This is a genomic window from Shewanella aegiceratis (assembly GCF_019457495.1).
Classification (GTDB): Bacteria; Pseudomonadota; Gammaproteobacteria; order Enterobacterales; family Shewanellaceae; genus Shewanella; species Shewanella loihica.
Genome location: NZ_CP080416.1, coordinates 1,500,937 through 1,525,175 on the forward strand (window position 1 = coordinate 1,500,937; position 24,239 = coordinate 1,525,175).

The 24,239-nt window shown below is 51.9% G+C and carries 26 protein-coding genes; 23 read left to right on the forward strand and 3 right to left on the reverse strand.

Going from position 1 to position 24,239, the window contains the following annotated elements; genetic code table 11:
* Window positions 1-47: 47 nt before the first annotated feature.
* From K0H80_RS06665 to flgA, 3 genes are all read right to left on the reverse strand, one after another.
* On the reverse strand, window positions 48-473 hold the full coding sequence (locus tag K0H80_RS06665; RefSeq protein ID WP_220073490.1) for a flagella synthesis protein FlgN: 426 nt from the start codon (window positions 471-473) through the stop codon (window positions 48-50).
* Between the two features lie 10 nt (window positions 474-483).
* Window positions 484-801, reverse strand: a complete 318-nt coding sequence (gene flgM / locus K0H80_RS06670; RefSeq protein ID WP_220073491.1) for a flagellar biosynthesis anti-sigma factor FlgM — start codon at window positions 799-801, stop codon at window positions 484-486.
* Window positions 802-921: 120 nt separating this feature from the next.
* Window positions 922-1,629, reverse strand: a complete 708-nt coding sequence (gene flgA, locus K0H80_RS06675; RefSeq protein WP_220073492.1) for a flagellar basal body P-ring formation chaperone FlgA — start codon at window positions 1,627-1,629, stop codon at window positions 922-924.
* 209 nt (window positions 1,630-1,838) lie between these two features.
* Here flgA and K0H80_RS06680 point away from each other — a divergent pair, with 209 nt between their 5' ends.
* The 23 genes from K0H80_RS06680 to fliE all read left to right on the forward strand — a co-directional run bounded on the left by K0H80_RS06680 (window position 1,839) and on the right by fliE (window position 24,203).
* The gene (locus K0H80_RS06680) at window positions 1,839-2,759 is read left to right on the forward strand and encodes a chemotaxis protein CheV (RefSeq protein ID WP_144204188.1); all 921 of its coding nucleotides are present in this window, start codon (window positions 1,839-1,841) and stop codon (window positions 2,757-2,759) included.
* A gap of 137 nt (window positions 2,760-2,896) precedes the next feature.
* Window positions 2,897-3,736 carry a CheR family methyltransferase gene (locus K0H80_RS06685; protein ID WP_220045234.1) on the forward strand — a complete coding sequence of 280 codons (840 nt, stop codon included), beginning with the start codon at window positions 2,897-2,899 and terminating at the stop codon, window positions 3,734-3,736.
* A gap of 188 nt (window positions 3,737-3,924) precedes the next feature.
* Window positions 3,925-4,323 (forward strand): flagellar basal body rod protein FlgB, encoded by a 399-nt coding sequence (gene flgB / locus K0H80_RS06690; RefSeq protein ID WP_011865146.1) that lies wholly within the window; start codon window positions 3,925-3,927, stop codon window positions 4,321-4,323.
* A gap of 2 nt (window positions 4,324-4,325) precedes the next feature.
* Complete coding sequence (gene flgC / locus K0H80_RS06695; RefSeq protein ID WP_011865147.1) at window positions 4,326-4,745, forward strand: flagellar basal body rod protein FlgC; 420 nt, start codon at window positions 4,326-4,328, stop codon at window positions 4,743-4,745.
* A gap of 10 nt (window positions 4,746-4,755) precedes the next feature.
* A complete protein-coding gene (gene flgD, locus K0H80_RS06700; RefSeq protein ID WP_011865148.1) occupies window positions 4,756-5,538 on the forward strand; it encodes a flagellar hook assembly protein FlgD in 783 nt (260 codons plus the stop codon).
* Between the two features lie 63 nt (window positions 5,539-5,601).
* Window positions 5,602-6,963, forward strand: coding sequence for a flagellar hook protein FlgE (flgE, locus tag K0H80_RS06705; RefSeq protein WP_011865149.1), 1,362 nt, complete (start codon window positions 5,602-5,604; stop codon window positions 6,961-6,963).
* Window positions 6,964-7,162: 199 nt separating this feature from the next.
* Complete coding sequence (gene flgF / locus K0H80_RS06710) at window positions 7,163-7,906, forward strand: flagellar basal-body rod protein FlgF (RefSeq protein ID WP_011865150.1); 744 nt, start codon at window positions 7,163-7,165, stop codon at window positions 7,904-7,906.
* A 10-nt stretch (window positions 7,907-7,916) separates the two neighbouring features.
* Window positions 7,917-8,705, forward strand: a complete 789-nt coding sequence (gene flgG, locus K0H80_RS06715) for a flagellar basal-body rod protein FlgG (protein WP_011865151.1) — start codon at window positions 7,917-7,919, stop codon at window positions 8,703-8,705.
* 24 nt (window positions 8,706-8,729) lie between these two features.
* The gene (gene flgH, locus K0H80_RS06720) at window positions 8,730-9,404 is read left to right on the forward strand and encodes a flagellar basal body L-ring protein FlgH (protein ID WP_041407052.1); all 675 of its coding nucleotides are present in this window, start codon (window positions 8,730-8,732) and stop codon (window positions 9,402-9,404) included.
* 11 nt (window positions 9,405-9,415) lie between these two features.
* Complete coding sequence (locus K0H80_RS06725) at window positions 9,416-10,507, forward strand: flagellar basal body P-ring protein FlgI (RefSeq protein ID WP_220073493.1); 1,092 nt, start codon at window positions 9,416-9,418, stop codon at window positions 10,505-10,507.
* Window positions 10,508-10,556: 49 nt separating this feature from the next.
* Window positions 10,557-11,582 (forward strand): flagellar assembly peptidoglycan hydrolase FlgJ, encoded by a 1,026-nt coding sequence (gene flgJ, locus K0H80_RS06730; protein WP_220073494.1) that lies wholly within the window; start codon window positions 10,557-10,559, stop codon window positions 11,580-11,582.
* Between the two features lie 64 nt (window positions 11,583-11,646).
* Window positions 11,647-13,563, forward strand: a complete 1,917-nt coding sequence (flgK, locus tag K0H80_RS06735; protein ID WP_220073495.1) for a flagellar hook-associated protein FlgK — start codon at window positions 11,647-11,649, stop codon at window positions 13,561-13,563.
* Window positions 13,564-13,574: 11 nt separating this feature from the next.
* Complete coding sequence (gene flgL, locus K0H80_RS06740; protein WP_220073496.1) at window positions 13,575-14,765, forward strand: flagellar hook-associated protein FlgL; 1,191 nt, start codon at window positions 13,575-13,577, stop codon at window positions 14,763-14,765.
* Window positions 14,766-14,852: 87 nt separating this feature from the next.
* Window positions 14,853-15,674, forward strand: a complete 822-nt coding sequence (locus tag K0H80_RS06745; protein WP_011865157.1) for a flagellin N-terminal helical domain-containing protein — start codon at window positions 14,853-14,855, stop codon at window positions 15,672-15,674.
* A 237-nt stretch (window positions 15,675-15,911) separates the two neighbouring features.
* The gene (locus K0H80_RS06750; protein ID WP_011865158.1) at window positions 15,912-16,730 is read left to right on the forward strand and encodes a flagellin N-terminal helical domain-containing protein; all 819 of its coding nucleotides are present in this window, start codon (window positions 15,912-15,914) and stop codon (window positions 16,728-16,730) included.
* 104 nt (window positions 16,731-16,834) lie between these two features.
* Window positions 16,835-17,224, forward strand: a complete 390-nt coding sequence (locus K0H80_RS06755) for a flagellar protein FlaG (protein ID WP_011865159.1) — start codon at window positions 16,835-16,837, stop codon at window positions 17,222-17,224.
* 30 nt (window positions 17,225-17,254) lie between these two features.
* Window positions 17,255-18,628 (forward strand): flagellar filament capping protein FliD, encoded by a 1,374-nt coding sequence (gene fliD / locus K0H80_RS06760; protein WP_220073497.1) that lies wholly within the window; start codon window positions 17,255-17,257, stop codon window positions 18,626-18,628.
* Window positions 18,629-18,655: 27 nt separating this feature from the next.
* Window positions 18,656-18,976 (forward strand): hypothetical protein, encoded by a 321-nt coding sequence (locus K0H80_RS06765; RefSeq protein WP_220073498.1) that lies wholly within the window; start codon window positions 18,656-18,658, stop codon window positions 18,974-18,976.
* 6 nt (window positions 18,977-18,982) lie between these two features.
* Window positions 18,983-19,393 carry a flagellar export chaperone FliS gene (fliS, locus tag K0H80_RS06770; protein ID WP_144204202.1) on the forward strand — a complete coding sequence of 137 codons (411 nt, stop codon included), beginning with the start codon at window positions 18,983-18,985 and terminating at the stop codon, window positions 19,391-19,393.
* Window positions 19,394-19,660: 267 nt separating this feature from the next.
* Window positions 19,661-21,094 (forward strand): sigma-54 dependent transcriptional regulator, encoded by a 1,434-nt coding sequence (locus K0H80_RS06775; RefSeq protein ID WP_220044735.1) that lies wholly within the window; start codon window positions 19,661-19,663, stop codon window positions 21,092-21,094.
* 221 nt (window positions 21,095-21,315) lie between these two features.
* Complete coding sequence (locus K0H80_RS06780; RefSeq protein ID WP_434086643.1) at window positions 21,316-22,338, forward strand: sensor histidine kinase; 1,023 nt, start codon at window positions 21,316-21,318, stop codon at window positions 22,336-22,338.
* Window positions 22,331-23,674 carry a sigma-54-dependent transcriptional regulator gene (locus K0H80_RS06785; protein WP_220073500.1) on the forward strand — a complete coding sequence of 448 codons (1,344 nt, stop codon included), beginning with the start codon at window positions 22,331-22,333 and terminating at the stop codon, window positions 23,672-23,674. The genes K0H80_RS06780 and K0H80_RS06785 overlap by 8 nt, the downstream gene beginning before the upstream one ends.
* A 196-nt stretch (window positions 23,675-23,870) precedes the next feature.
* Complete coding sequence (gene fliE / locus K0H80_RS06790; RefSeq protein WP_011865166.1) at window positions 23,871-24,203, forward strand: flagellar hook-basal body complex protein FliE; 333 nt, start codon at window positions 23,871-23,873, stop codon at window positions 24,201-24,203.
* The last annotated feature ends 36 nt before the right edge of the window (window positions 24,204-24,239 follow it).

Consider the following 24,239-nt stretch of genomic DNA (forward strand, 5'->3'; position numbering starts at 1 on the left):
GGCTTTTTTAATGTCTTCAGCTTGAGCCTGTAACTCTACGTTCGTGATTAGGCTTTCAGATTATTGCCGAGCGTAGAGATAGTCGAGGTCTTGCCCTTGCCGTCATAGGTGAGGCTACTGGCATTACGACTGGCCTGCAGTGCCTGGGAGAAACGATTGACGCTGGCCATGCTGTGTTCGATAAGCGCGGCGTTTTGCTCGTTAAGTTGTTTACACTCTGCCAATGCCTGCTTGGCTTTGTCGACCAGGGCAATAAGCTGAGGCTCCTGAGTGAGCCTGCCCAGGTCAGGATGCGCAGCTAATTCGGTATCACCTAGTTTGATCTCATTTAACAACTGGGCCTTCTCATTGGCCAGACGCAACAATTGATCCGCATCTTGTGCGATCAGGGCATCCTTCTCTGCCGTGATGGTCTGCTTCAGACTGTCCAGTAAATTGTGTTGATTGGCGATGATATCGGTTATCTGCGTCATAACGTATTAGTTAAAGATCCTGAAGTTCCTTTTCAAACTGCGCTATGTTGCTGGCGAGTTTGTCGGCATCTATCTTATAGCGTCCCTCGGCGATGGCCGCTTTAATCTGTTCGACCTTCTTGATATCGATTTCAGGAATGTCGTTAAGTTTGGCCTGGGCACTTTGTAACTGCTGCGCCTGAGAGGTGATAGAGACAGAATCGCTCTTCACCGTCTGCGCTGGTGCGCTGGTGGCCGCTGCGCTACCTTTGTGCTGCGAGGCTTTCGAGCTGGCGCTGCCAACCCGGCTGTTAGTGTTTGTATTTACGTGCTTAATATCTATAGGCATTGTGGGGTCCAACTTACATAAATGAGATCAACATACTTGTCTATCGGCACTCATGGTCAAAGCTTTAGAATAAAGTTTCAAAAAACAGTATAAATTTTTGCGCATCCAAGGTCATCAGGATCACATCCTGACTTCCACCTCGCCAATGCCTGTCACATGTGCATCAACTGTCTTGTTGGAGCGGCTATTGCGCACCTGTATCTTATCGCCAAGGTTACCATCTTTTAACGCTTCACCGTTGGTTTTTATCACGAAATTATTGGCCCGTGCATAGATGGCCACGATATCGCCCTTGCAGACGAAGCAGAGGTTGCTGGCAAACAGCGGCTGATTGGCGGGAATTCTGCGCTTTACCCGGGTGCCGGTCACGGCGGCAGGGTCATCAAATTGTTGACCTCTGAGCTGGCTTTGTTCCACATAGTCGAGTCGTATCTGATCCGATTCGATGAGATCGCCGGGCCCCAAGGTTTGGTTCACCACCACCACGGGGAAGAGCACCTCGACGCGAACCGAAATGTAGATTTGCCAGGGGTAGTCGAGATCTGGACTGGCGCAGCTGATCTTGACCGTGTTGTTTTTACTGATGGCGCGATCGCTGGCAATTTCCGCCTTGGGCTCGCCTAAACAGGCGGGGGAATTTAGCCGGGTGTCCAGACTTTGGGGGGTAATGATGACCTTGGCATCTTGGGGGAAGACCATTTTTTCCTGTACTGCCTCTGTAGCTAATCGCGCTATGGTCGATACAGAGGGAACGCTGGCGGTCTCTGCCGCCTTTAAGGGCAGAGAGATGAGTAGCAAAAACAGAAAATATGCAAAATTTACTTTCATAATGAATTGACTAGCTTGATTAGCCAGATTACACCTATACTTCGTTTTAAGAGCCAAGGCTTTGCCATTTTTTGTGAGAAATGAGTGTCATAAATTTGACAAAGTAAAGGTCTGGTTGTCATATAACTAGATAAAGCAATTAGTATGCCTATACTCATATTTACCATGGGAACGGCTTCGCATTCACCCGACAACAGGGCAAAGGCATTATGTCGAGTATTCTTGAATCAGTTAACAAACGCACCCAACTTGTAGGACAAAACCGCTTAGAGCTATTGCTGTTTAAGTTAAACGGGCGGCAAAGGTTTGGCATTAACGTATTTAAGGTGAAAGAGGTGCTGCAGTGCCCGCCACTGACAGGCCTGCCTAAGCTCAATCCCTATGTGAGGGGGGTGGCCCATATTCGCGGCCAGACCATTTCGGTGATCGATCTCAGCGCGGCCACCGGCGGCAGACCGATAGAAGATACCGAAGGTTGCTTCATCATCATCTCCGAGTACAACCGCAGTGTGCAGGGCTTCTTGGTTAAGTCGGTCGAGCGTATCATCAACATGAACTGGGAAGCGATCATGCCGCCGCCGCAAGGCGCCGGGCGCTACTCCTACCTGACCGCCGTGACTGAGATTGAGGGTGAGCTGGTGGAGATCCTCGATGTCGAGAAGATCCTCGATGAGATCTCGCCGGTGAAGACTCAGATCAGTCAGGAAGTCGACGAGCAGTTGACCATAGACAGAGACCGTCACTATCACATCATGGTGATCGACGATTCGGCCGTGGCGCGTAAGCAGATCATTCGCGCACTGGAATCTCTGAGCCTTCAGATAGATACCGCCAAAGATGGCCGCGAGGCCTTAGATAAGCTGGTGAGCGTCGCCGCCGAGATGGATAACGTGGCCCATGAGATCCCGCTGATCATTTCCGATATCGAAATGCCTGAGATGGACGGCTATACCCTGACGGCAGAGATCCGCGACAATCCTAAATTGAAAGACATTAAGGTGGTGCTGCATACCTCGCTCAGTGGCGTATTTAACCAGGCCATGGTGGAGAAGGTGGGCGCTAATGACTTTATCGCCAAATTTAATCCTGATGAATTAGCGGCGGCGGTGAATAAGCATCTTAGTTTGTAATTTGTACTAAGTTGGGCCTGAGCCTAAATTTGGTAAGTTTAGGCTTGTATCAGTGAGTTAGCTAATGTATAACGCTGACCTCTGTAACGCTTGCTATAGTGTATGTTGTAGCCTGTTTTCTTTTTTGATATTGGGATATCAAGGTGCCGAATAAATCACTTGCCGAAGCCGAGTACAACCAATTTAAATTATTTCTGGAACAACACAGCGGAATTGTGTTGGGCGACAATAAGCAATATTTGGTTCGTAGTCGACTCGCGCCTCTGATGGGGAAATATAACCTTCCCTCATTATCTGAAGTGGTTAAACATTCGATGAAGCCCACCGAGCGGCAACTTCGTGCCGAGGTGATCGACGCCATGACCACCAATGAAACCTTGTGGTTTCGCGATCGCTATCCCTTCGAGTTGTTAGGCAATAACCTGTTACCCGAGTACGCCCGCCTGGGACGGCCGCTGAAGATCTGGTCGGCCGCCTGTTCGTCGGGGCAGGAACCCTATTCGCTAGCCATGACCATCTTGGAATATCAGCAGCGCAAGCCTGGCGCCTTGCCCGGCAGTGCGACGATTCTGGCTACTGATCTCTCCCCCTCCATGTTAGAGCGCTGTAAGGCGGCCGAATATGACAACCTCGCCTTGGGGCGCGGTCTGTCCGAGGAGCGTAAACGTCAGTTTTTTGAACCCACGGGGACTGGCTCCATGGTGGTGAAGGCTAACGTCAAGCGTTTGGTGAATTTCAGGGCGCACAACCTGCTCGAGAGTTACACCTTGCTGGGCAAGTTTGACATCATCTTCTGCCGCAACGTGCTGATCTATTTTGCCCCAGAGGCAAAGGCCAAGATATTGCGGCAATTTGCTGCCGCCCTTAATCCTAAAGGGATACTGTTTCTGGGGGCCTCGGAGTCGATTGCCGGTCTGACCGACGAGTTTGATATGGTGAGGTGTAACCCAGGGATCTATTACCAGAAGCGGACCTAAGGTCACAGACTAAGCTCTTGAAGGGGCTAACCCTCTGAGTTCGCAATCAAGTTTTAAATGCCAGCAATCGCTGGCATTTTTTATGCCTGCCATTTCTATATCTGCTTTGCCTTAGCAAGTTACCCATAACGGATTTTATTGGCACAAGTATTGCTTTGTTTATGGCATTCGTGTGTGGAGGCAATTTTATGGCGATTAGTTTCGATAAGGCATTGGGGATACATCAGTATACCTTGGGGATACGTTCGGCGCGTGCCGAGGTGATCTCGTCAAATATCGCCAATGCCGATACGCCCCATTACAAGGCGAAAGACCTGGATTTTGATAAGGCGCTGCAGGCGGCGCGCACGGCCCAAAGCGGGCTGGCGATGAGCCGTAGCAACGAAAAACACTTCGATTTAGCGGCGCTTTCCCAGCAGCACATTAGCTATCGGGTGCCAAATCAGCCCGATACTGGTGATGGCAATACGGTGGATATTCAGCAGGAGCAGTCAGAGTTTATGCAGAATGCGCTCGAGTATCAGATGTCGTTAGGTTTTCTTGACGGTAAGTTTTCCGGCCTGAAAAAAGCCCTTAAAGGAACGTAATTATGAGCCTTTTTAATATCTTCAATGTGGCAGGCTCTGGCATGTCGGCCCAGTCGGTCAGGCTAAATACCACTGCCAGTAATATCGCTAATGCCGATTCAGTTTCCAGCAGTGTGGATAAGACCTATCGCGCCCGCCATCCGGTTTTCGAGGCCGAGCTGGCCAAGGCCAGTCATCAGCAGAATACCAGCCAGGCGGTCAAGGTGGCCGGTATTGTCGAGAGCGATAAGCCGTTACAGAAAGAGTATTCACCCGATCATCCGTTAGCGGATGCCGATGGGTTTATTTATAAGCCGAATGTCAATGTGATGGAGGAGATGGCCAACATGATCTCGGCCTCTCGTTCCTACCAGATGAACGTACAGGTTGCCGATGCGGCAAAATCTATGCTTCAGCAAACCTTACGCATTGGCAATTCCTAGGGGGTAAGTCGTGAGCCTAGTTAATCCGTTAAATACTCAGGTTGCGCAAACCAGTTCGACCCAGAGCGCCAAGTCGGTGACGCCTCAGGCGTCGAGCAGTCAGGCAACCACCCAGACTACGGGAAATCCGTTTCTCGACAGCATGCGCCTGCAAGAGGAGTCCTCGATCCCTGAGGCCAAGAGTCAGGAGCTGACCCAGGAGGATTTCTTCTCCCTGCTCAGTCAGCAGCTGTCGATGCAGGATCCTTTTAAGCCGGTGGACAACGATCAGATGATCGCCCAGATGGCGTCTTTCTCCACCGTGGATGGCATCACTAAGCTTAACGAGGAGATAGTCAACCTCAATACCGTGATGACCTCGAGCCAGGCGCTGCAGGCGTCAGGTCTGGTGGGGCAGAAGGTATTGATCCCATCGGATACTGGGCATATTTCGGCGGAAGATCCCGTGCTCAAAGGGGTGATCAGTACCCCTGAGCCTATCGAGTCGATAACCGTGCGAATCGAAGATGAGAAGGGGCAGCTGGTGAAGACCTTCACCGTCGATGGTAGCGACGGCGGCAATATAGATGTCTCCTGGGATGGACTGGATAAGGATGGGGAACCCGTTGCCAGTGGTAACTATTCCATTAAGGCATCGGGCAAGGTAGATGGTAAGAGTGAAGATTTAGCCGTATCGACCTACGCTCACGTGACGAGTGTTTCGCTGGGGACGGCAAGTACCGGCGCAATTCTCAACTTGAGAGGCATAGGCGGTATCAAACTCGGTGATGTTCTGGCCGTGTCTGAAACCTAGACAAAGCAGAGCGTTAGGGCTGTAAGGTCCAGAACAGATAACAAATTTTTAGTGAGGTGATTTATGTCATTTAACATTGCATTGAGTGGTATCGCAGCGGCGCAAAAAGATCTCAATACCACGGCGAATAACATCGCCAACGTTAACACCACAGGCTTTAAAGAGTCGCGCGCCGAGTTCGCCGACGTGTATGCCAGCTCTATCTTTGCCAACAGCAAGACCACTGTCGGTGGTGGTGTTACTACGGCTCAGGTGGCGCAGCAATTCCAGCAGGGCAGTCTGCAATTTACCAGCAACGCGCTGGATATGGCGATCAATGGCGGCGGTTTCTTCGTAACCTCATCAGAAGTGGGCTCGCAGGATCTCTCCTACACCCGCGCCGGCGCCTTTAAGGTCGATGCCGACAGTTACCTGGTGAACTCTGCCGGTAACTACCTGCAGACCTTCCCGGTGGACAAAGATGGTAATTCCACCTCTGTGAGTCTGACAACTACTCAGCCGGTGAAGATCCCTGACACTGCCGGTAGTCCACAGAAGACAGACAATATCGGTATTCAGATGAACCTCAACGCGGGTGAGGGCACGCTGGATCCGGCAAACTTTAATCCGAACGACCCCGATACCTACAACAACTCGACGTCGGTCACCATGTACGACTCACTGGGTGAGCCACATATTCTGACCACCTATTTCGTGCGTCCACCCGAGGCGGCCTACACTGGCACCAGTAACTGGGTGGCCTTCTATGCGGTTGACGGCAAGCAGGTGGATTTGGCGGGCGCAGCGGGCACCTATGGTCGTGATACTACGGGTGACGGCGTTGCTGACTCGACCGGCACAGCGGTTAACGCCAGCGGCTGGAAGGGCTCGGTTTTATCCTTCAACGACACAGGAGCCTATACCGGCAGCGATCCTGCGGTGATCACCACAGAGACGCTCGGTGTTGGCGGCGCAAATGTCTTGGGCCCAGGTACAGATGGTAGCCAGACGCTTACGCTGAACTTTAATAGTCCGACGCAATACGCCTCGCCATTCGAGGTGACCGAGCTAAGCCAGGACGGTACCACAGTGGGTCGTCTGACTAACGTGGAAGTGGGCGCCGATGGCTTGATTAACGCCAGCTACAGTAACGGCTCTACCGTGCCTCTGGCGCGTGTCGCCCTGGCGCGCTTCTCCAATGAGCAGGGCCTGACTCAGGTGGGTAATACCTCCTGGAAGGAGAGCCTGGACTCGGGTCCGGCACTGGCGGGTGAGGCCAATAGCGGCACCTTTGGTAGCATTCGCTCATCGGCGCTGGAGCAGTCAAACGTCGACCTGACCACTGAGCTAGTGGATCTTATCTCGGCCCAGCGTAACTTCCAGGCGAACTCGCGTACCTTGGAAGTGAACAACACCCTGCAGCAGACGGTACTGCAGATCCGTTAAGCTGCCGCTTATTGGGACGAGTGAAATGTGTTGCCCAGGCGGCAACACATTTCCGCTTCTCTTGCCGCTTCTCCTTTCCTTCCTTAGCTTCATTTCTATCTGCTTGATTTCACCTGCTTAACCAAATCCATTGCTTGGCATGATGTTTGCTTTGTTCTGTTATTAGACAGTTTTAGTTGAAACATTGACGGAGCAGCAAGTGGATAAATTACTCTATGTCGCCATGAGTGGCGCCAAGCAGAATATGAATTCGCTGGCAGTGCGTGCCAACAACCTTGCCAATGCCAATACCGACGGCTTTAAGTCGGATCTGGAACAGGCCAGATCTATGCAGGCCTTTGGCGAAGGGTTGCCGACACGGGTGTTTTCGATGACAGAGAACCCGTCGGCCAACTTTGCCGCCGGTCCGATAAAGACCACGGGACGAGATCTCGACATCGCGGTGAAAGGTGACGGCTGGATAGCCGTGCAGGCCGTCGATGGCGGTGAGGCCTACACCCGCTCTGGCAGCCTGAGTTTCGATACTTCAGGCCTGCTGCGTAACGACAGAGGCAACCCAGTGATGGGCGATGCCGGTCCCATCGTGTTACCCCTTCCTATCGAAAAGGTCGAGATTGCCCAGGATGGCACCATCTCGGTCAGACCGCTCGGCTCAACCGCTGAGGTGATCGAGGAGGTCGGCCGTATCAAGTTGGTTAACCCTGGTAATCAAAACCTGATGCGTGGCGAGGATGGTCTGTTCCGTCAATTGTCTGGCGTTAATGCCCCGGCCGATCCCAATGTTGCGGTGGAGAGTGGCGCCATTGAAGGCAGCAATGTCAACGCCGTCGACGAGATGGTCTCTTTAATCGATCTGCAGCGCCAGTTTGAGATGCAGGTCAAGATGATGAAAACCGCCGAAGAGATGGATCAAGCCTCTTCGTCATTAATGCGCATTAGTTAGGAGATAGATTATGCATCCGGCGTTATGGATTAGTAAGACTGGCTTAGATGCCCAGCAAACAGATATCTCGGTGATCTCCAACAATGTGGCGAACGCGAGCACAGTTGGATACAAGAAGAGCCGGGCCGTTTTCGAAGACCTGCTCTATCAAACCGTCAATCAGGCGGGTGGTATCAGCGCCTCTAATACTAAGCTACCCAACGGCCTTAACATAGGCGCGGGGACTAAGGTGGTGGCGACCCAGAAGATGTTCACCCAGGGTAATATGCTTACCACTGACAACTCACTGGATCTGATGATCGAAGGCCCGGGTTTCTTCGAGGTGCAGCTGCCTGACGGCACAACCGCCTATACCCGAAATGGTCAATTTACCTTAGATGATACCGGGCAGATAGTGACCCCAGGTTCTGGCTATGTGCTGCAACCGGCGATCACCATCCCGGATGATGCGACTAGCATTACCGTGTCTGCAGAAGGGGAGGTCTCGGTGAAGACCCCTGGCGCGGCGGAAAACCAGGTGGTCGGTCAGCTGAGCATGTCAGACTTTATCAATCCGAGCGGCTTGGATCCCATGGGGCAGAACCTCTATCTGGAAACCGGTGCCAGCGGCACGCCTATTCAGGGCACCGCCTCTCTGGATGGCATGGGCGCCATTCGTCAGGGCGCACTGGAAACTTCTAACGTTAACGTGACCGAGGAGCTGGTAAACCTGATCGAGAGTCAGCGGATCTACGAGATGAACTCTAAGGTGATCTCGGCCGTCGACCAGATGCTCTCTTACGTCAATCAGAATTTGTAGAGGTTTGATATGACTAAGTTTGTTATGGCTAAGTCATCTGTCTTAGTGGTTGCGCTGGCGTTGGTGGGCTGTGCCTCAACCAACCAGAAGCCGATCGCCGATGACCCTTACTATGCACCAGTTTATCCCGAGGCGCCGCCGACTAAGATCGCCGCCACGGGCTCTATGTATCAGGATAGCCAGGCCTCTAGTCTCTATTCGGACATCAAGGCGCTTAAGGTCGGCGACATCATTACGGTGATCCTGCAAGAGTCGACCAAGGCGAAGAAGAGCGCCAACAACGAACTGAAGAAGGGTTCAGATCTGACGCTGGATCCTATTTATGCCGGCGGCGGCAATGTCACCATCAGCGGCTCGCCCATCGACCTGCGTTACAAAGACAGCATGAACACCAAGCGTGAGTCGGATGCCGATCAGAGCAACAGCCTGTCGGGCAGCATCTCGGCCAATGTGATGCAGGTGCTGAACAACGGCAATCTGGTGATCCGCGGCGAGAAGTGGATCACCATCAATAATGGCGATGAGTTTGTCAGGCTGACCGGCATAGTGCGCTCGCAGGACATCCGTCCCGACAACACCATAGACTCTCAGCGTGTGGCCAATGCCCGTATTCAATACAGCGGCACGGGCACCTTTGCCGATGCGCAGAAAGTGGGTTGGTTAAGCCAGTTCTTTATGAGCGACTGGTGGCCCTTCTAAGGAGCGATGCCATGAAGATAAAATTAATATTGGCCTGTGCCCTGATGGTGTTTTCCGCAGCCAGCTCGGCCCAGCGCATCAAAGATATCGCCAACGTACAAGGAGTGCGTAGCAACCAGCTGATCGGCTATGGTCTGGTGGTCGGCCTGCCGGGCACCGGCGAGAAGACACGTTATACCGAGCAGACCTTCAAGACAATGCTGAAAAACTTCGGCATCAATCTGCCCGATAACTTCCGTCCTAAGATCAAGAACGTCGCCGTGGTGGCGGTGAGTGCCGACATGCCGGCCTTCATCAAGCCGGGTCAGACGCTTGATGTCACCGTCTCTAGCCTGGGAGAGGCCAAGAGCCTGCGTGGCGGCACCTTACTACAGACCTTCCTCAAGGGGGTTGACGGCAACGTGTATGCCATCGCCCAGGGCAGCATGGTGGTTAGCGGCTTTAGCGCCGAAGGACTCGATGGATCTAAGGTGATTCAAAATACGCCTACCGTGGGGCGAATCCCCAATGGCGCCATCGTCGAGCGCACCGTGGCGACGCCATTTTCAACGGGCGATCATCTGACCTTTAACCTGCGCCGCGCCGATTTTTCGACGGCCAAGCGCCTCGCCGATGCCATCAATGATCTCTTAGGCCCAGGCATGGCCCGTCCACTGGATGCGGCCTCGGTGCAGGTGAGTGCGCCGCGGGATGTGTCCCAGCGTGTCTCATTTCTGGCGACCTTGGAAAACATCGAAGTCGAGCCTGCGTCAGAGTCGGCTAAGGTGATCGTCAATTCCCGTACCGGCACCATAGTAGTGGGTAAAGATGTGCGCTTGTTGCCGGCGGCGGTGACCCATGGCGGTCTGACGGTAACCATCGCCGAGGCGACCCAGGTGTCTCAGCCTAATCCCTTGGCGGGGGGCAATACCGTGGTCACTAGCGACAGCACCATAGATGTGTCCGAAGCGGATAATCGCATGTTCCTGTTTAACCCTGGTACTACCCTCGATGAGCTGGTGCGGGCGGTGAATCTGGTCGGCGCCGCGCCATCTGACGTGTTAGCAATACTGGAAGCGTTAAAGGTGGCAGGTGCTTTGCATGGTGAGCTTATCATCATTTAAATTTTGTCGCAGACGACTAATCATCGTCGCAGACGCTTTGGGATAGAACATGGATAAGCTGTCAAACGCATCGCATTTCTTGGACATAGGGGGCCTGGACTCCCTACGTGCCAAGGCGCAAAAAGATGACAAGGCGGCGCTCAAAGAGGTGGCGCAGCAGTTTGAGGGCATCTTCGTGCAGATGCTGATGAAAAGCATGCGCGATGCCAATGCGGTGTTTGAGTCAGACAGCCCCATGAACAGCCAGTACACCAAGTTTTATGAGCAGATGCATGACCAGCAGATGTCAGTCAATCTGTCGGACAAGGGGATGCTGGGCCTTGCGGATCTCATGGTGCAGCAGCTCTCACCGCAGACCAGTCAGATGACGCCGGCTTCCGTGCTGCGGGGCGGCATGGTGAGTCCGGTTGCTAATAGTGCGCAACAAGTTGATAGGCAATCTCTGGCTCTAGCTGAAGTTCAAAGCAAGGTATCGAGCGGTGATAAGCCCTTGCCGCGGATATTCGATGAGCTAGTGAGCGGCAAGGTCTTGCCGTCTCAGGCGCCAATAGCTTTGACTAATAAGGGGTTCGAGAGCCGTGAGGCGTTCGTCAAGGCTGTCTATCCCCATGCCGAACAGGCGGCTAAGGCCCTGGGCACTCGCCCCGAGGTATTGATTGCCCAGTCGGCACTCGAGACGGGGTGGGGACAGAAGATGGTGCGCCGCGCAGACGGTCAGCCCAGCAATAACTTATTTAACATCAAGGCCGATCGCCGTTGGGAAGGCGAGCGTGCCGGCGTAAGTACCCTGGAATTTGAACATGGGGTTGCGGTGAAGCAACGCGCCGATTTCAGGGTGTATCAAGATATCAAACAAAGTTTTGACGATTTCGTCTCTTTCATTTCCGAAGGCGCTCGTTATCAAGAGGCGATGGACAAGGCCGCCAACCCTGCCGCCTTTATCCGTGGCCTGCAGGATGCCGGTTATGCCACAGACCCTGATTACGCCGACAAGGTGCTCAAGGTGATGCAGACGGTAACTCAGACAGTCGCCCAGACGGTAAACAAACAGCTTGGCGCAGCCATTGGCAAGTGACAAGTGGAGAGTGAAAAGTGATGAGTGCTCAGTTAGCAACAGGTGCAATAAGAGGTAAAGCATAATGTCGATGGATCTGCTGAATATCGCCCGTACCGGCGTGCTTGCCTCTCAGTCGCAGCTGGCGGTGACCAGTAACAACATTACCAATGCCAATACACAGGGTTACCACCGTCAGGTGGCTGAGCAGTCTAGCCTGGAGTCCCAGCGTCTGGGCAACAGCTTCTATGGCGCCGGTACCTATATTACCGACGTTAAACGTATCTATAACGAATATGCCGCCCGTGAGCTGCGTATCGGTCAGACGGCGCTGAGCCAAGCGCAGACCACCCAGACTAAGATGAGCGAGCTGGATCAACTGTTCTCTCAGATAGGTAAGGCGGTGCCTCAGAGCCTTAACGATCTCTTTGCCGGGCTCAACAGCCTGGCTGATCTGCCCGATGATATGGGCATTCGCGGCAGTCTGCTGGGTAATGCTGACCAGATCGCCAAGGCGCTCAATCAGATGCAGTCACAGCTCGATGGTCAGATGAAGCAGACTAACGATCAGATCTCGGCTATGACAGATAGGATCAATGAGATCAGTACCGAACTTGGCCATATCAATCAGGAACTGATGAAGTCTCAGGGCGCCGACATGCAGCTGCTCGATAAGCAGGATGCCCTGATCCAGGAGCTCAGCGAATACGCTCAGGTTAATGTGATCCCACTCGAATCTGGCGCCAAGAGCATCATGCTTGGCGGCGCCGTGATGTTGGTATCCGGCGAAGTCTCTATGCAGATGGGCGCGACCACGGGGGACCCATATCCTGGTGAGTTGCGTATCACCACCACGGCCGGCAATCAGACCTTAGTGGTCGACCCCAGCAAGATGGGCGGCAGCCTGGGTGCTCTGTTTCAATTTCGCGACGAAACACTGATCCCGGCGCAGCTAGATATGGGCCAGTTGGCTCTGGGTATTGCCGACAGTTTTAATCAGGCGCAGTCCCAAGGCTTCGATCTCAACGGTGAGGTGGGCAGCGATCTCTTCTTGGATATAAACGATCCGGCCATGTCTGTGGGCCGCGCCGGCGCCTATGACAACAACACGGGTAACGCGGCACTAAGAGTCAACATAGATGATGTCAATGCCCTGTCCGGTGGCAGCTACGAGCTAACTTTTACCGCACCTGCCACTTATGAGCTAAGAGATCAAGAGACCGGCACAGTGAAGCCATTGACCCTTAATGGCAGCCAGCTGACCGGTGGCGACGGCTTTAGTATCAATATCGATTCTGGCGCCATGGCCTCGGGGGATAGGTTTGAGATACGTCCAACATCCGGCGCCGCAGCCGGTATCAAGGTGGTGATGGCAGATCCTAAGGGTATCGCCGCCGCTGCGCCAAAAATCACACAAGATGCAGCAAACTCGGGCAACACCCAGGTGAAATTGGTGAGTATCGACAATCGCAGTGCGGCTAACTTCCCTTTAACCGGCAGCGAGTTGACCTTTGAGATAGATACCACGGCAAATACCTTCGAGGTATTCGATGCCGCGGGCAACTCGCTCGGTGCGCCGACAGCCTTTACGCCGCCGTCCATCAGTGCCTATGGGTTTACCTTCGAGGTGGATGCCAGCGCACCAGCCACTGACAGGTTTACCTTCGATCTCAGCTTCGCCGAAGGGGATAACACCAATGCAGTAGCCATGGCAAAGCTCGCGGAAACCAAGCTGATGAACAATGGCAGCTCGACCCTGGCCGATGTTTACGAAGGCACCAAGTTGCAGGTGGGTGGCAAGGCCAAAGCCGCCGAGGTGGCCTTCGGGTCGGCGGAAGCCGTCTATTCTCAGGCTTATACCCGGGTGCAGAGTGAGTCGGGCGTAAACCTAGATGAAGAGGCCGCCAATTTGATGCGCTTCCAACAGTCTTATCAGGCCTCGGCGCGGATCATGACCACGGCCACTGAAATTTTCGACACCCTCTTTAGTTCGGTGAGATAGGAGCCTTTATTATGCGGATCTCAACGGCGCAGATGTTTAATCAAAACATTAATAGCGTGCTTAACAAGCAATCGGCGACCAGCAAGATCATCGATCAGATCGCCAGTGGTAAGCGGGTCAATACTGCGGGCGACGATCCTGTAGCGGCTATCGGAATCGATAACCTTAATCAGCAAAATGCCCTGGTCGATCAGTTTATGAAGAATATCGACTACGCGACCAATCGCCTGGCTTTAACCGAGAGCAAGCTAGGCACAGCCGAAACCCTGACTGGCTCGGTTAGAGAGCAGATCCTGCGTGCAGTGAATGGCAGCCTGTCCGATTCTGAGCGGCAAATGATTGCCGATGAGCTGAAAGGCACATTGGAAGAGTTGGTTTCTGTGGCCAACACCAAAGATGAATCGGGTAACTATATGTTTGCCGGCTATGAAACTGGCAATCAGCCTTTTGCTTTCGATGCGGCGGGAAATGTGGTTTATAGCGGTGACAGTGGTGTGCGCCAGGCCATAGTGGCTTCAGGTGTCACCCTGGGCACCAATGTGCCAGGCGATCAGGCCTTTATGAATGCGCCATCAGGTCTTGGCGACTTTAGCGCCAATTATTTGTCGACTCAGACGGGGGATTTTCGTGTTCTGAGCGCCGTGATTAGCGATCCCGCCACCTATGTTGATGATACCTATAGCTTTACCATGAATGGCGCCAATCTTGAGATCCGCGATTCGTCCGCGACTCTGGTAACGACTGTGCCTAATTTCGATGCCGCCAATCCCATTAACTTCAACGGTATCGAGGTGAAACTCGATGGCCAGCCTGCCCCTGGGGATAGTTTTAGCATTACGCCGCAATCTCAGGTGAGCGTCTTCGATACCATCAACCAGGCGATCACTCTGCTCGAAGATCCTAATAAGGTGAATACTCCCCAAGGTAAAGCTGAGTTGGCACAGATGTTGAATAATATCGATAGTGGTGTCAATCAGTTGAGCATTGCCCGGGGAGAAGCCGGTAATAGCTTGAAGCAGATTGAGCGTTACAGTTCGACCCATGTGGAAGAAAAGCTGGTGAACAGTTCGGCGCTCTCACTGCTGGAAGATTTAGATTATGCCTCGGCGATAACTGAGCTCGAGAAACAACAGTTGGCCTTAAATGCCGTATCGAGTGTGTTTAGCAAAGTCGGGTCGACGACACTTTTTGATTATATCTAAACGGGCTCAGGCCTTTGACAAACTTAACTTGTAATTTATTAGCCAAGCTCAACGTCTTGGCAGTGCAACCAAGAAGAGGAAAACACAATGGCTATTAATGTTAATACCAATGTCACATCGATGAAGGCGCAGAAGAACCTAAATACTTCTTCTCAAAATCTGGCAACCTCTATGGAGCGCTTGTCGAGTGGTCTTCGTATCAACAGTGCGAAAGACGATGCCGCCGGTCTTGCGATCTCAAACCGTCTGAACTCTCAGGTTCGTGGTCTTGAGGTGGGTATGCGCAACGCGAATGATGCTATCTCTATCGCGCAGATCTCTGAAGGCGCGATGCAAGAGCAAACCAACATGCTGCAGCGTATGCGTGATCTGTCGATTCAATCTGAAAACGGCGCCAACAGCACTGCCGATCTACAAGCGTTGAAAGATGAGATGGACCAGCTCGCAGAAGAGATCACGGCGATCGGTAACAGTACCGCCTTTGGTAACACTAAGTTACTTACGGGGGAGTTTTCTGCTGGTAAGCTGTTCCAGGTGGGCCACCAGGACGGTGAAGATGTCACTATCTCAGTAGGCACATTGAACGCAGGTGTACTGTCAGTAAATAGCCTTACTGTGTTAACGTCAGCCGGCCGAGATTCCGCTATCGGTAAAATTGACGCGGCTATTAAGGTTATCGATACCCAGCGTGCCAAGTTAGGTGCGGTGCAAAACCGTCTGGCGCACAACATCAGTAACAGCGCAAATACTCAGGCTAACGTTGCCGATGCCAAGAGCCGCATCGTGGATGTGGATTTTGCCAAAGAAACCTCAACCATGACGAAGAATCAGGTGCTACAGCAGACAGGCTCTGCCATGTTGGCACAGGCTAACCAGTTACCTCAGGTTGCCCTGTCACTACTGGGTTAATCTCTCAGTTTTGGCCCACAATAAAACGGTGCAAATTAGTTTTTTGCACCGTTTTTTTCGTCTCTGTGTGATGTAAGTGCATGATATATATGTATTATAAAAAAATAGCCTATTTTTTATAAAAAATTTTCTAAAGATCGAAAACCCTCTGCCGTTAAATATACTGTAACCCAGTAAGACCGGCCTGGCTTAAGTAGACAGGCTTAGTTTTAAGCCAGGTATAAAGAGGAATCGATTATGGCTATTACAGTAAACACTAACGTAACATCTCTAAAAGCACAGAAAAACCTAAACGCTTCAGGTAGCAACTTAGCGACTTCTATGGAACGTCTGTCTAGTGGTCTTCGCATTAACAGTGCAAAAGATGACGCAGCCGGTCTTGCGATTTCTAACCGTCTGAACTCTCAGGTTCGTGGTCTTGAAGTAGGTATGCGTAATGCTAACGACGCTATCTCTATCGCCCAGATCTCCGAAGGTGCGATGCAAGAGCAGACCAACATGCTGCAACGTATGCGTGACCTGTCTATTCAAGCTGAAAACGGCGCGAACAGCACTGCAGACCTTCAAGCTCTGAAAGATGAGATGGATGCACTTGCGACCGAGATCACTGCAATTGGTACTAACACTGCTTTTGGTGATACTAAGCTGCTTAACGGTGATTTCTCTGCTGGTAAGACTTTCCAAGTTGGTCACCAAGATGGCGAAGACATTAAGGTTTCTGTCGGTAAGTCTGATGCAGCTGCACTTTCAGTTAACTCACTGACAGTATTGACCTCTGCTGGTCGTGCTTCAGCTCTGACTAAAATTGATGCTGCAATCAAGAAGATCGATACTTCACGCGCTAAACTAGGTGCTGTGCAAAATCGTCTGGCACACAACATCAGCAACAGCGCTAACACTCAGGCTAACGTCGCTGACGCTAAGAGCCGTATCGTAGACGTGGATTTCGCGAAAGAAACCTCTGCTATGACTAAGAACCAAGTGCTTCAGCAAACCGGTTCAGCTATGCTAGCTCAAGCTAACCAGCTGCCACAGGTTGCCCTATCTTTACTCTAATAAAGTAATGGGTTAGACCGAGTTTGATGAAGACAAGGGAGGTTCGGCGACGGATCTCCCTTTCGTGATTTTAAGGATAAATTAACGAAGTAGAGGTATAGGTCATGGATATTAATACTGTTAATTCATCCAATGCTACAGCTGCTAAAATTGATATAGGCATGACGCCTGTTAAAGCAAATGCGGCAGAGGACGTGGAATTAGCCAAAGGTTCGATCAAGGCGGTCGAACAGAGCAATCAAGCCGAAGCGGCTCAGGCCGAAGAGCAATCGCCCGAAGCGATGCAGAAGTTGGTTGAAGAGATGTCAAATATGATGTCTGTGATGCGTAAAGGCTTGGCTTTTAAGATTGACGAAGATTCTGGCACAAATATTGTTAGCGTTATGGACATTGATTCGGGTGATGTGATCCGTCAAATTCCAAACGAAGAAGCATTGAGGTTGGCGCAGAAACTTTCTGAAGTCACTGGATTATTAATGAAAACTGAAGCCTAGGTTTCAGCTGGCGTTTGAGTAGAGGTAGTTATGGCATTAACGGCAACAGGCATAGGTTCAGGGCTTGATATCAACACGATTGTGGGGGTGCTGGTTGATGCTGAGAAGGTGCCTAAAGAAGCGATCTTTAATAAGACAGAAGACACAATCGATGCGAAAGTCTCAGCCATGGGCTCGCTAAAGAGTGCTCTGTCAAAGTTTCAGGATGCCCTTGAAAAACTCAAAGATGGCAGCAGTCTAAATCAACGTCAGGTGTCAACCGGTGACAGCAGCTTCTTTACGGCCACGGCTGATAAGAATGCGCAGACGGGTAGCTATAACATAGTCGTTGAGCAACTCGCCCAGCGTCACAAGGTGGCAGGGGCCTTCACGGCCGATGCCAGTGCAGCAGTAGGTGAGGGCAGTCTCGGCTTTACCGTAAATGGTCAGAGTTTCTCGGTCGATGTGGCCGCAGGCGACTCGCTGTCAGCTATTGCAGACAAGATTAACAGTGCCGACGACAATGTCGGGGTTACCGCAACGATAGTCACTACCGATGGTGGCAGTCGTCTGGTGATCAGTTCCGATACCGAAGGGCCGGATAATAACATCAGCGTAACTGCAAGCGATACGTCTGGTACAGGTCTTAGCGACATGTTTGGCGTAGGAAATCTGAGCGAAGTGCAGGCCGCCAAAGAGTCAATCGTCTACATAGATGGTCAGAAGCTACAGTCGCAAACCAACGAAATCAAAAATGCGATAGCCGGCGTGACCCTTAATCTCACCGACGCCGATCTAAATAAGACCTCAGTGCTTAAGATTGAACTCGATGAAGATGCGGTAAAAGAGAATGTTCAGGGCTTCGTCGACGCCTATAACAGCTTAATGAGCACCATAGATAAGGTCTCTTCCTATGATGCGGAAAAGGAAGTGGCATCGGCACTCCAAGGGGATTCGATGATACGCTCAATCGAGTCTCAGATGCGTAATATGATTTCAAATCGTGTCGATCTTGGTGGTGGGCAGTCGGTCGCCCTCTATGACATAGGCATAGAGGCGGATCGCTACGGCAAACTGTCGGTCAATAGCACTAAGCTGGATAAAGCCATCAGTGACGATATGAGTAGCATTGAGAGTTTGTTTGCAACAGATACCACAGGTTTGGCCAACAGATTGGATAGTTTAGTTGAGGGTTACGTTAAGAGTGGTGGCCTGATCGATTCTCGTAATAATATCTACACCGCTGATAAGAAGCGACTCGATGCGCAGCGCGAAGCATTTTCTTTGAAGATGGAACAGTTACAAGCCCGACTGTTTAAGCAGTTTAATGCGATGGATCTGGTTGTGGGTAAACTGAATCAACAGTCTGCTGGTATTGTTAATGGGCTAAACTCGCTACCAGGCGTTGTTTCTCAGAAAGCCTAGTTGAGAGTGCTGTAAGAAGGAAGAGCATTGGAGCCTTTAGATAAGCTAAACGAACAAATTACCCAGGCCATGAAGCGTCTCGAACAGCTACCTGCCGAACAGGAAGACGCCGATGAGTTGGTATCGAACTTGCTAGACTTGGTTGGCAAGCGTCAACTTTTACTCGACGAGGTGCTCGCCTCACCTAAAGAGGAAGACAGAGCCCTGTTGCAGACTCAATTGGAATTAACCAGCAGCTTTACGACACAGGCGATAAGCCTGTTAAAGCATCGTCAAGAGTTACTGCATGTCGGACGTAAGAGTCAACGCCAACTTAATGTTTATAAGTCTATAGATGCAGAAAGGTAGGTTTTTATGAGAAAGTCACTGCAGTCATATCGCAAGGTGTCATTAGAGAGCGAGATCTCAGTCGCCTCTCCACACCGAATTATCCAAATGATGTTTGAAGGTGCGCTGCAACGATTGGCCCAGAGTCGTTATGCAATAGAAAACAACGATATAGAAAATAAAGGTATCTATATCGGCAAGGCAATCGGCATCATCACAGGGCTTAACAACAGCCTGAATATGGAAGCGGGTGGCGAGATCGCCAGTAATCTTAGTGACCTCTATGATTTCATGTTGCGTAAGATCTCCGAGGCCAACATGAATAACGATGTAAAGGCGATCGATGATGTGAGCGAGATCATCCGAACCATCAAGGAAGGCTGGGACGCGATTCCCCAAAATGAACACCATTTAGCATCACACACAGAGGCAATTTAATCGCCTCGACTATCTTTCTGAACAACAACTTTTTGTCAGGCGTCAAACGATTGGCGCCTGATGCTTGATACGTTGAGAATTTGCTCTAAAATCAGATGAGTTTGTCAGAAAATGAATCTGATACTTGCTAATGTGCTGCTGATAATACACTATTCCGTGTGATAGTCATTTTTTGGAATAACTGGATTAAAACGATTATCTCGCTTTCGAAGCAACTAACACTAATAATTAATGCGAATAACACTGAGTGCTTTACGGCCTTCTTAAATGATGCATACAGATCAACGAATTCTACTTGTCGGTAATCAGTCAGAGCGAATTAATCGCTTATCTTGTGTTTTTGAGTTTCTTGGTGAGCAGGTCGAGTTGCTTGCCGTCGACAAACTCGAATCTCGAATGTCGAATACCCGCTATAGAGCACTTGTGATTGCACAAGAGGCGCAAAACAAGACCCTGTTGCAATCTATCGCCACCTCTATGCCTTGGCAGCCAATCTTGTTGTTGGGCTCCAATGGTGATGTGTCGGCAGGCAATGTGTTGGGGTGTATCGAAGAGCCGTTAAATTATCCTCAGTTAACCGAGCTGCTGCATTTTTGCCAGGTGTTTGTGCAGGCTAAGCGTCCGGATATTCCTACCAGTGGTAACCAGACAAAACTGTTTCGCAGCCTAGTGGGCCGCAGTGAAGGTATCGCCCAGGTGCGTCACCTGATCAATCAGGTCGCGGGCTCAGATGCTACTGTCTTGGTCTTAGGCCAGTCCGGTACAGGCAAAGAGGTGGTCGCTCGCAATATTCATTATATTTCTGATCGCCGTGATGGACCTTTCATCCCGGTGAACTGTGGTGCCATCCCGCCAGAGCTACTCGAGAGTGAGCTGTTCGGTCATGAGAAGGGTTCATTTACCGGTGCTATCAGTGCCCGTAAGGGACGCTTCGAGCTTGCCGAAGGGGGAACCTTATTCCTCGATGAGATAGGCGACATGCCTTTGCAGATGCAGGTGAAACTGCTGCGTGTATTGCAAGAGCGCGTCTTCGAGCGTGTCGGTGGCAGCAAGCCTATTCATACCAATGTGCGTGTCATCGCGGCGACCCACAGAGAGCTTGAAACCATGATCGCCAATGGCGAGTTTCGCGAAGATCTCTTCTATCGCCTCAATGTGTTTCCCGTAGAGATGCCGGCCCTTTGCGAGCGCAAAGACGATATCCCACTCTTGCTGCAAGAATTAGTAAGCCGCGTCTATAACGAGGGGCGTGGCAAGGTGCGTTTTACCCAGCGTGCGATTGAGTCACTCAAGGAGCATAGCTGGTCGGGTAACGTGCGTGAACTCTCTAACCTGGTCGAGCGTCTGACGATCCTTTATCCGGGTGGCTTGGTCGACGTTAATGACCTGCCGCTTAAATACCGCCATATTGATGTGCCTGAATATCAGGTGCAGGTCAGTGAAGAGGAGTTGGAACGCGATGCGCTGGCCTCTATCTTCAGCGATGAGGTAGCGGTCGATATTCCCGAGAGCCGTTTCCCCAGCGAGTTGCCACCCGAAGGAGTGAACCTTAAGGATCTATTGGCCGAGCTTGAGATCGATATGATTCGCCAGGCACTGGATCAACAAGACAATGTGGTGGCCCGCGCCGCAGAAATGCTTGGCATCCGCCGTACCACACTGGTTGAGAAGATGCGCAAGTATGGCATGAGTAAAGATTAACTCCTGCTCGCCGCACTCCATAAACAAGGGCCCACTTCTGGGCCTTTGTCGTATCTGACTCATAATTCTCTGTTAATTCTGACTTTTTGTTAGCTTTTTAATTGGCATGTTACCTGCATCGGCCTGTTTAGCAGCAAATTATTGACGGAGTGGTTATGGCCGCGAATCCAAAGGTGGCATATACAGCGCAGGCGCAGGTAACACTGGCTCCTTCCCAAGTCATGGGTGGTGAGGTGGCAAACGATGCCATCTCCAGCCGCATGGAACATATACTCCAGGCTATGCCATCGGGTGTAGTGATCCTCAATGGCGATGGTGTGGTGACAGATGCCAATCCGGTTGCGGTGCAATTGTTAGGGCAGCCCCTGGCGGGCATGCGCTGGTTACAGGTGATTAACCGTGCCTTTTCGCCCCAAGATGACGACGGTCACGAGGTCTCGTTGAAGAACGGTCGCCGGGTGAAGCTGGCGATCACGCCGCTAACGCCCGAGCCTGGTCAGCTTATCGTCTTGACCGACTTGACCGAAACCCGTCTGCTGCAGAAGAATCTCTCGCATCTGCAACGACTATCCGCCTTAGGTAAGATGGTAGCCAGCCTGGCCCACCAGGTGCGAACACCTTTGTCGGCGGCCTTACTCTACGCCGCGAACCTGGGGAGCCCTAAGCTGACCCAGGTCTCAAGGGAGCGTTTTCAGGGCAAGCTTATCGACAGGCTCAATGAACTGTCGCAACAGGTGGATGACATGTTGCTGATGGCCAAGGGGCGTCAGCAGGAATTGACCGAAGTCTGCGACATGCAGCAGGTGATGACTAGCGTGATGGCCAACTGCGAACCTATCGCCGAGCGTAAGGGCTGCCAGCTGCTTCTTAAGCTAGACACTCACTTGCGCTTTAAGGCTAATCCGGCGGCGCTCAGCTCGGCGATCAACAATCTTGTTATGAACAGTATCGAGGCCGGGGCCAGTCAGATCTGGCTTAATGCCCAAGATGAGACGGGGACTGTCGCCTTCGAGGTAGTCGACAACGGTAAGGGGCTCGATGCCAACATGCAAGAGAAGGTGTTAGAGCCTTTCTTCACCACTAAGGCCCAAGGCACAGGTCTGGGCTTAGCTGTCGTGCAGACGGTTGTGGCAAATCATCAGGGTCGCTTGCAACTCAATTGTATCGCGGGAAAGGGATGTCGAGCCTCGTTTAACCTGCCGGCTGTTTCGGCCGATTCTGGGCTGGAGGTAAGCCATGGCTGAAGCCAAGATATTACTCGTTGAAGATGATGCGGCGCTGCGCGAAGCCTTAGTCGATACCTTGCTGCTGGCGCAGTATGAATGTGTCGATGTTGAATCGGCCGAGGCGGCCATCGTCGCGCTCAAGGGCCAGGAATTCGACATGGTGATCAGCGACGTGCAGATGGAGGGGATAGGCGGCCTAGGGCTGGTGAACTATCTTCAGCAGCATAACGCCCAGGTGCCCATCTTATTGATGACGGCTTTTGCCACCATAGACAGTGCGGTAAGTGCCATTAAGCTCGGCGCGGTGGACTATCTGGCGAAACCCTTCGCCCCTGAGGTCTTGCTTAACCAGGTGTCTCGTTATCTCAAACCTAAGCTAATCGAAGATCAACCCGTGGTGGCCGACGAGCGCAGCCTGGCGCTCTTGGCGCTGGCACAGAAGGTGGCCCAGTCCGATGCCTCTGTGATGATCATGGGGCCGAGTGGTTCGGGTAAAGAGGTGCTTGCCCGCTATATTCATCAACACAGCCAGCGTGCCAACGAGCCATTTGTGGGAATCAACTGCGCGGCAATTCCTGAAAACATGCTCGAAGCCACACTGTTTGGCTACGAGAAGGGGGCCTTTACTGGCGCCTATCAGGCCTGTCCCGGTAAGTTTGAACAGGCTCAGGGCGGCACCTTGCTGCTCGATGAGATCTCCGAGATGGATTTGGGGTTGCAAGCCAAGCTGCTCAGGGTGTTGCAGGAACGGGAAGTCGAGCGACTCGGCGGCCGTAAGACGATCAAACTCGATGTGCGTGTGCTGGCCACCTCTAACCGTGATCTTAAGGCGATGGCGACTAAAGGCGATTTTAGGGAAGATCTCTATTACCGCATCAATGTGTTTCCACTCACCTGGCCGGCGCTGCATCAACGCCCGGCGGATATCTTGCCGCTGGCGAGACACCTGGTGTTGCGTCATGCCAAGGCTGCCAGTTTAGCCGTGGCGCCAAGCCTGGACGATCAGGCAAGCAGGCGTCTTCTGGGACACAGGTGGCCGGGTAACGTGCGAGAGCTGGATAACGTGGTTCAGCGCGCCCTGATCTTACAGACAGGCGACACCATCTGCGCCAAGGATATCGTTATTGATACTCAGGATGTGATGCTGGAGCCTACCTTTGAGAGTGAGAAGAACGCCGAGCCCGAGGGGCTGGGGGATGAGCTCAAGGCACAGGAGCATGTGATCATCCTAGAGACCCTTAACCAGTGTAACGGCAGTCGCAAGCAGGTGGCCGAAAAGCTGGGGATCAGTGCCCGCACCCTGAGATATAAGATGGCGCGTATGCGCGACATGGGTATTCAGATCCCTGCCTGATAGACGTAGCCGTTTTGGTCGTTCTGCGTTAGTCAAGGAAGCAAACCGCCGCTTTAGCGTCTCTACGGCCCATTTGAACGTTTCGAAGCCGACACCCAATCTGGGTTTGTCGGCTTTTTCTATTTTTGGCAAACATATTGCATTGGTCTGAATAAGAATAGATTTCGTCAATTTCACGACGATAGCGGAGGCCAAGATGCAGATAGGTGCCAATTCATTACTGCAAGAGATGCAGACACTCACGGGCGAAATCAAGCCTAATGGGATCACACCTAATATCACTCAGCAGGTGGCGAACACCAGTGGTAGCGATTTTGGCAGCCTCTTGTCTGAAGCCGTGGGCAATGTCAATGCGCTGCAGGCCACCTCATCTTCGCTGCAGACACGTCTGGATATGGGCGACACCCGGGTGACACTGTCAGATACCGTGATCGCCAGAGAGAAGGCCAGCGTGGCATTCGAGGCCACCGTTCAGGTGCGCAACAAGCTGGTGGAAGCCTACAAAGAGATCATGAGTATGCCTGTCTAGGCATGGACTCCCTAAAGATTAAGAAAGATAACGGCA

Excerpts from the sequence above, each read along its gene's own strand:
- K0H80_RS06665 (WP_220073490.1), bottom strand. The coding sequence starts at position 473 with ATGACGCAGATAACCGATATCATCGCCAATCAACACAATTTACTGGAC.
- flgM (WP_220073491.1), bottom strand. The coding sequence starts at position 801 with ATGCCTATAGATATTAAGCACGTAAATACAAACACTAACAGCCGGGTT.
- flgA (WP_220073492.1), bottom strand. The coding sequence starts at position 1,629 with ATGAAAGTAAATTTTGCATATTTTCTGTTTTTGCTACTCATCTCTCTG.
- K0H80_RS06680 (WP_144204188.1), top strand. The coding sequence starts at position 1,839 with ATGTCGAGTATTCTTGAATCAGTTAACAAACGCACCCAACTTGTAGGA.
- flgB (WP_011865146.1), top strand. The coding sequence starts at position 3,925 with ATGGCGATTAGTTTCGATAAGGCATTGGGGATACATCAGTATACCTTG.
- flgC (WP_011865147.1), top strand. The coding sequence starts at position 4,326 with ATGAGCCTTTTTAATATCTTCAATGTGGCAGGCTCTGGCATGTCGGCC.
- flgE (WP_011865149.1), top strand. The coding sequence starts at position 5,602 with ATGTCATTTAACATTGCATTGAGTGGTATCGCAGCGGCGCAAAAAGAT.
- flgG (WP_011865151.1), top strand. The coding sequence starts at position 7,917 with ATGCATCCGGCGTTATGGATTAGTAAGACTGGCTTAGATGCCCAGCAA.
- flgH (WP_041407052.1), top strand. The coding sequence starts at position 8,730 with ATGGCTAAGTCATCTGTCTTAGTGGTTGCGCTGGCGTTGGTGGGCTGT.
- K0H80_RS06725 (WP_220073493.1), top strand. The coding sequence starts at position 9,416 with ATGAAGATAAAATTAATATTGGCCTGTGCCCTGATGGTGTTTTCCGCA.
- flgJ (WP_220073494.1), top strand. The coding sequence starts at position 10,557 with ATGGATAAGCTGTCAAACGCATCGCATTTCTTGGACATAGGGGGCCTG.
- flgK (WP_220073495.1), top strand. The coding sequence starts at position 11,647 with ATGTCGATGGATCTGCTGAATATCGCCCGTACCGGCGTGCTTGCCTCT.
- flgL (WP_220073496.1), top strand. The coding sequence starts at position 13,575 with ATGCGGATCTCAACGGCGCAGATGTTTAATCAAAACATTAATAGCGTG.
- K0H80_RS06745 (WP_011865157.1), top strand. The coding sequence starts at position 14,853 with ATGGCTATTAATGTTAATACCAATGTCACATCGATGAAGGCGCAGAAG.
- K0H80_RS06750 (WP_011865158.1), top strand. The coding sequence starts at position 15,912 with ATGGCTATTACAGTAAACACTAACGTAACATCTCTAAAAGCACAGAAA.
- K0H80_RS06755 (WP_011865159.1), top strand. The coding sequence starts at position 16,835 with ATGGATATTAATACTGTTAATTCATCCAATGCTACAGCTGCTAAAATT.
- fliD (WP_220073497.1), top strand. The coding sequence starts at position 17,255 with ATGGCATTAACGGCAACAGGCATAGGTTCAGGGCTTGATATCAACACG.
- fliS (WP_144204202.1), top strand. The coding sequence starts at position 18,983 with ATGAGAAAGTCACTGCAGTCATATCGCAAGGTGTCATTAGAGAGCGAG.
- K0H80_RS06775 (WP_220044735.1), top strand. The coding sequence starts at position 19,661 with ATGATGCATACAGATCAACGAATTCTACTTGTCGGTAATCAGTCAGAG.
- K0H80_RS06780 (WP_434086643.1), top strand. The coding sequence starts at position 21,316 with ATGGGTGGTGAGGTGGCAAACGATGCCATCTCCAGCCGCATGGAACAT.
- K0H80_RS06785 (WP_220073500.1), top strand. The coding sequence starts at position 22,331 with ATGGCTGAAGCCAAGATATTACTCGTTGAAGATGATGCGGCGCTGCGC.
- fliE (WP_011865166.1), top strand. The coding sequence starts at position 23,871 with ATGCAGATAGGTGCCAATTCATTACTGCAAGAGATGCAGACACTCACG.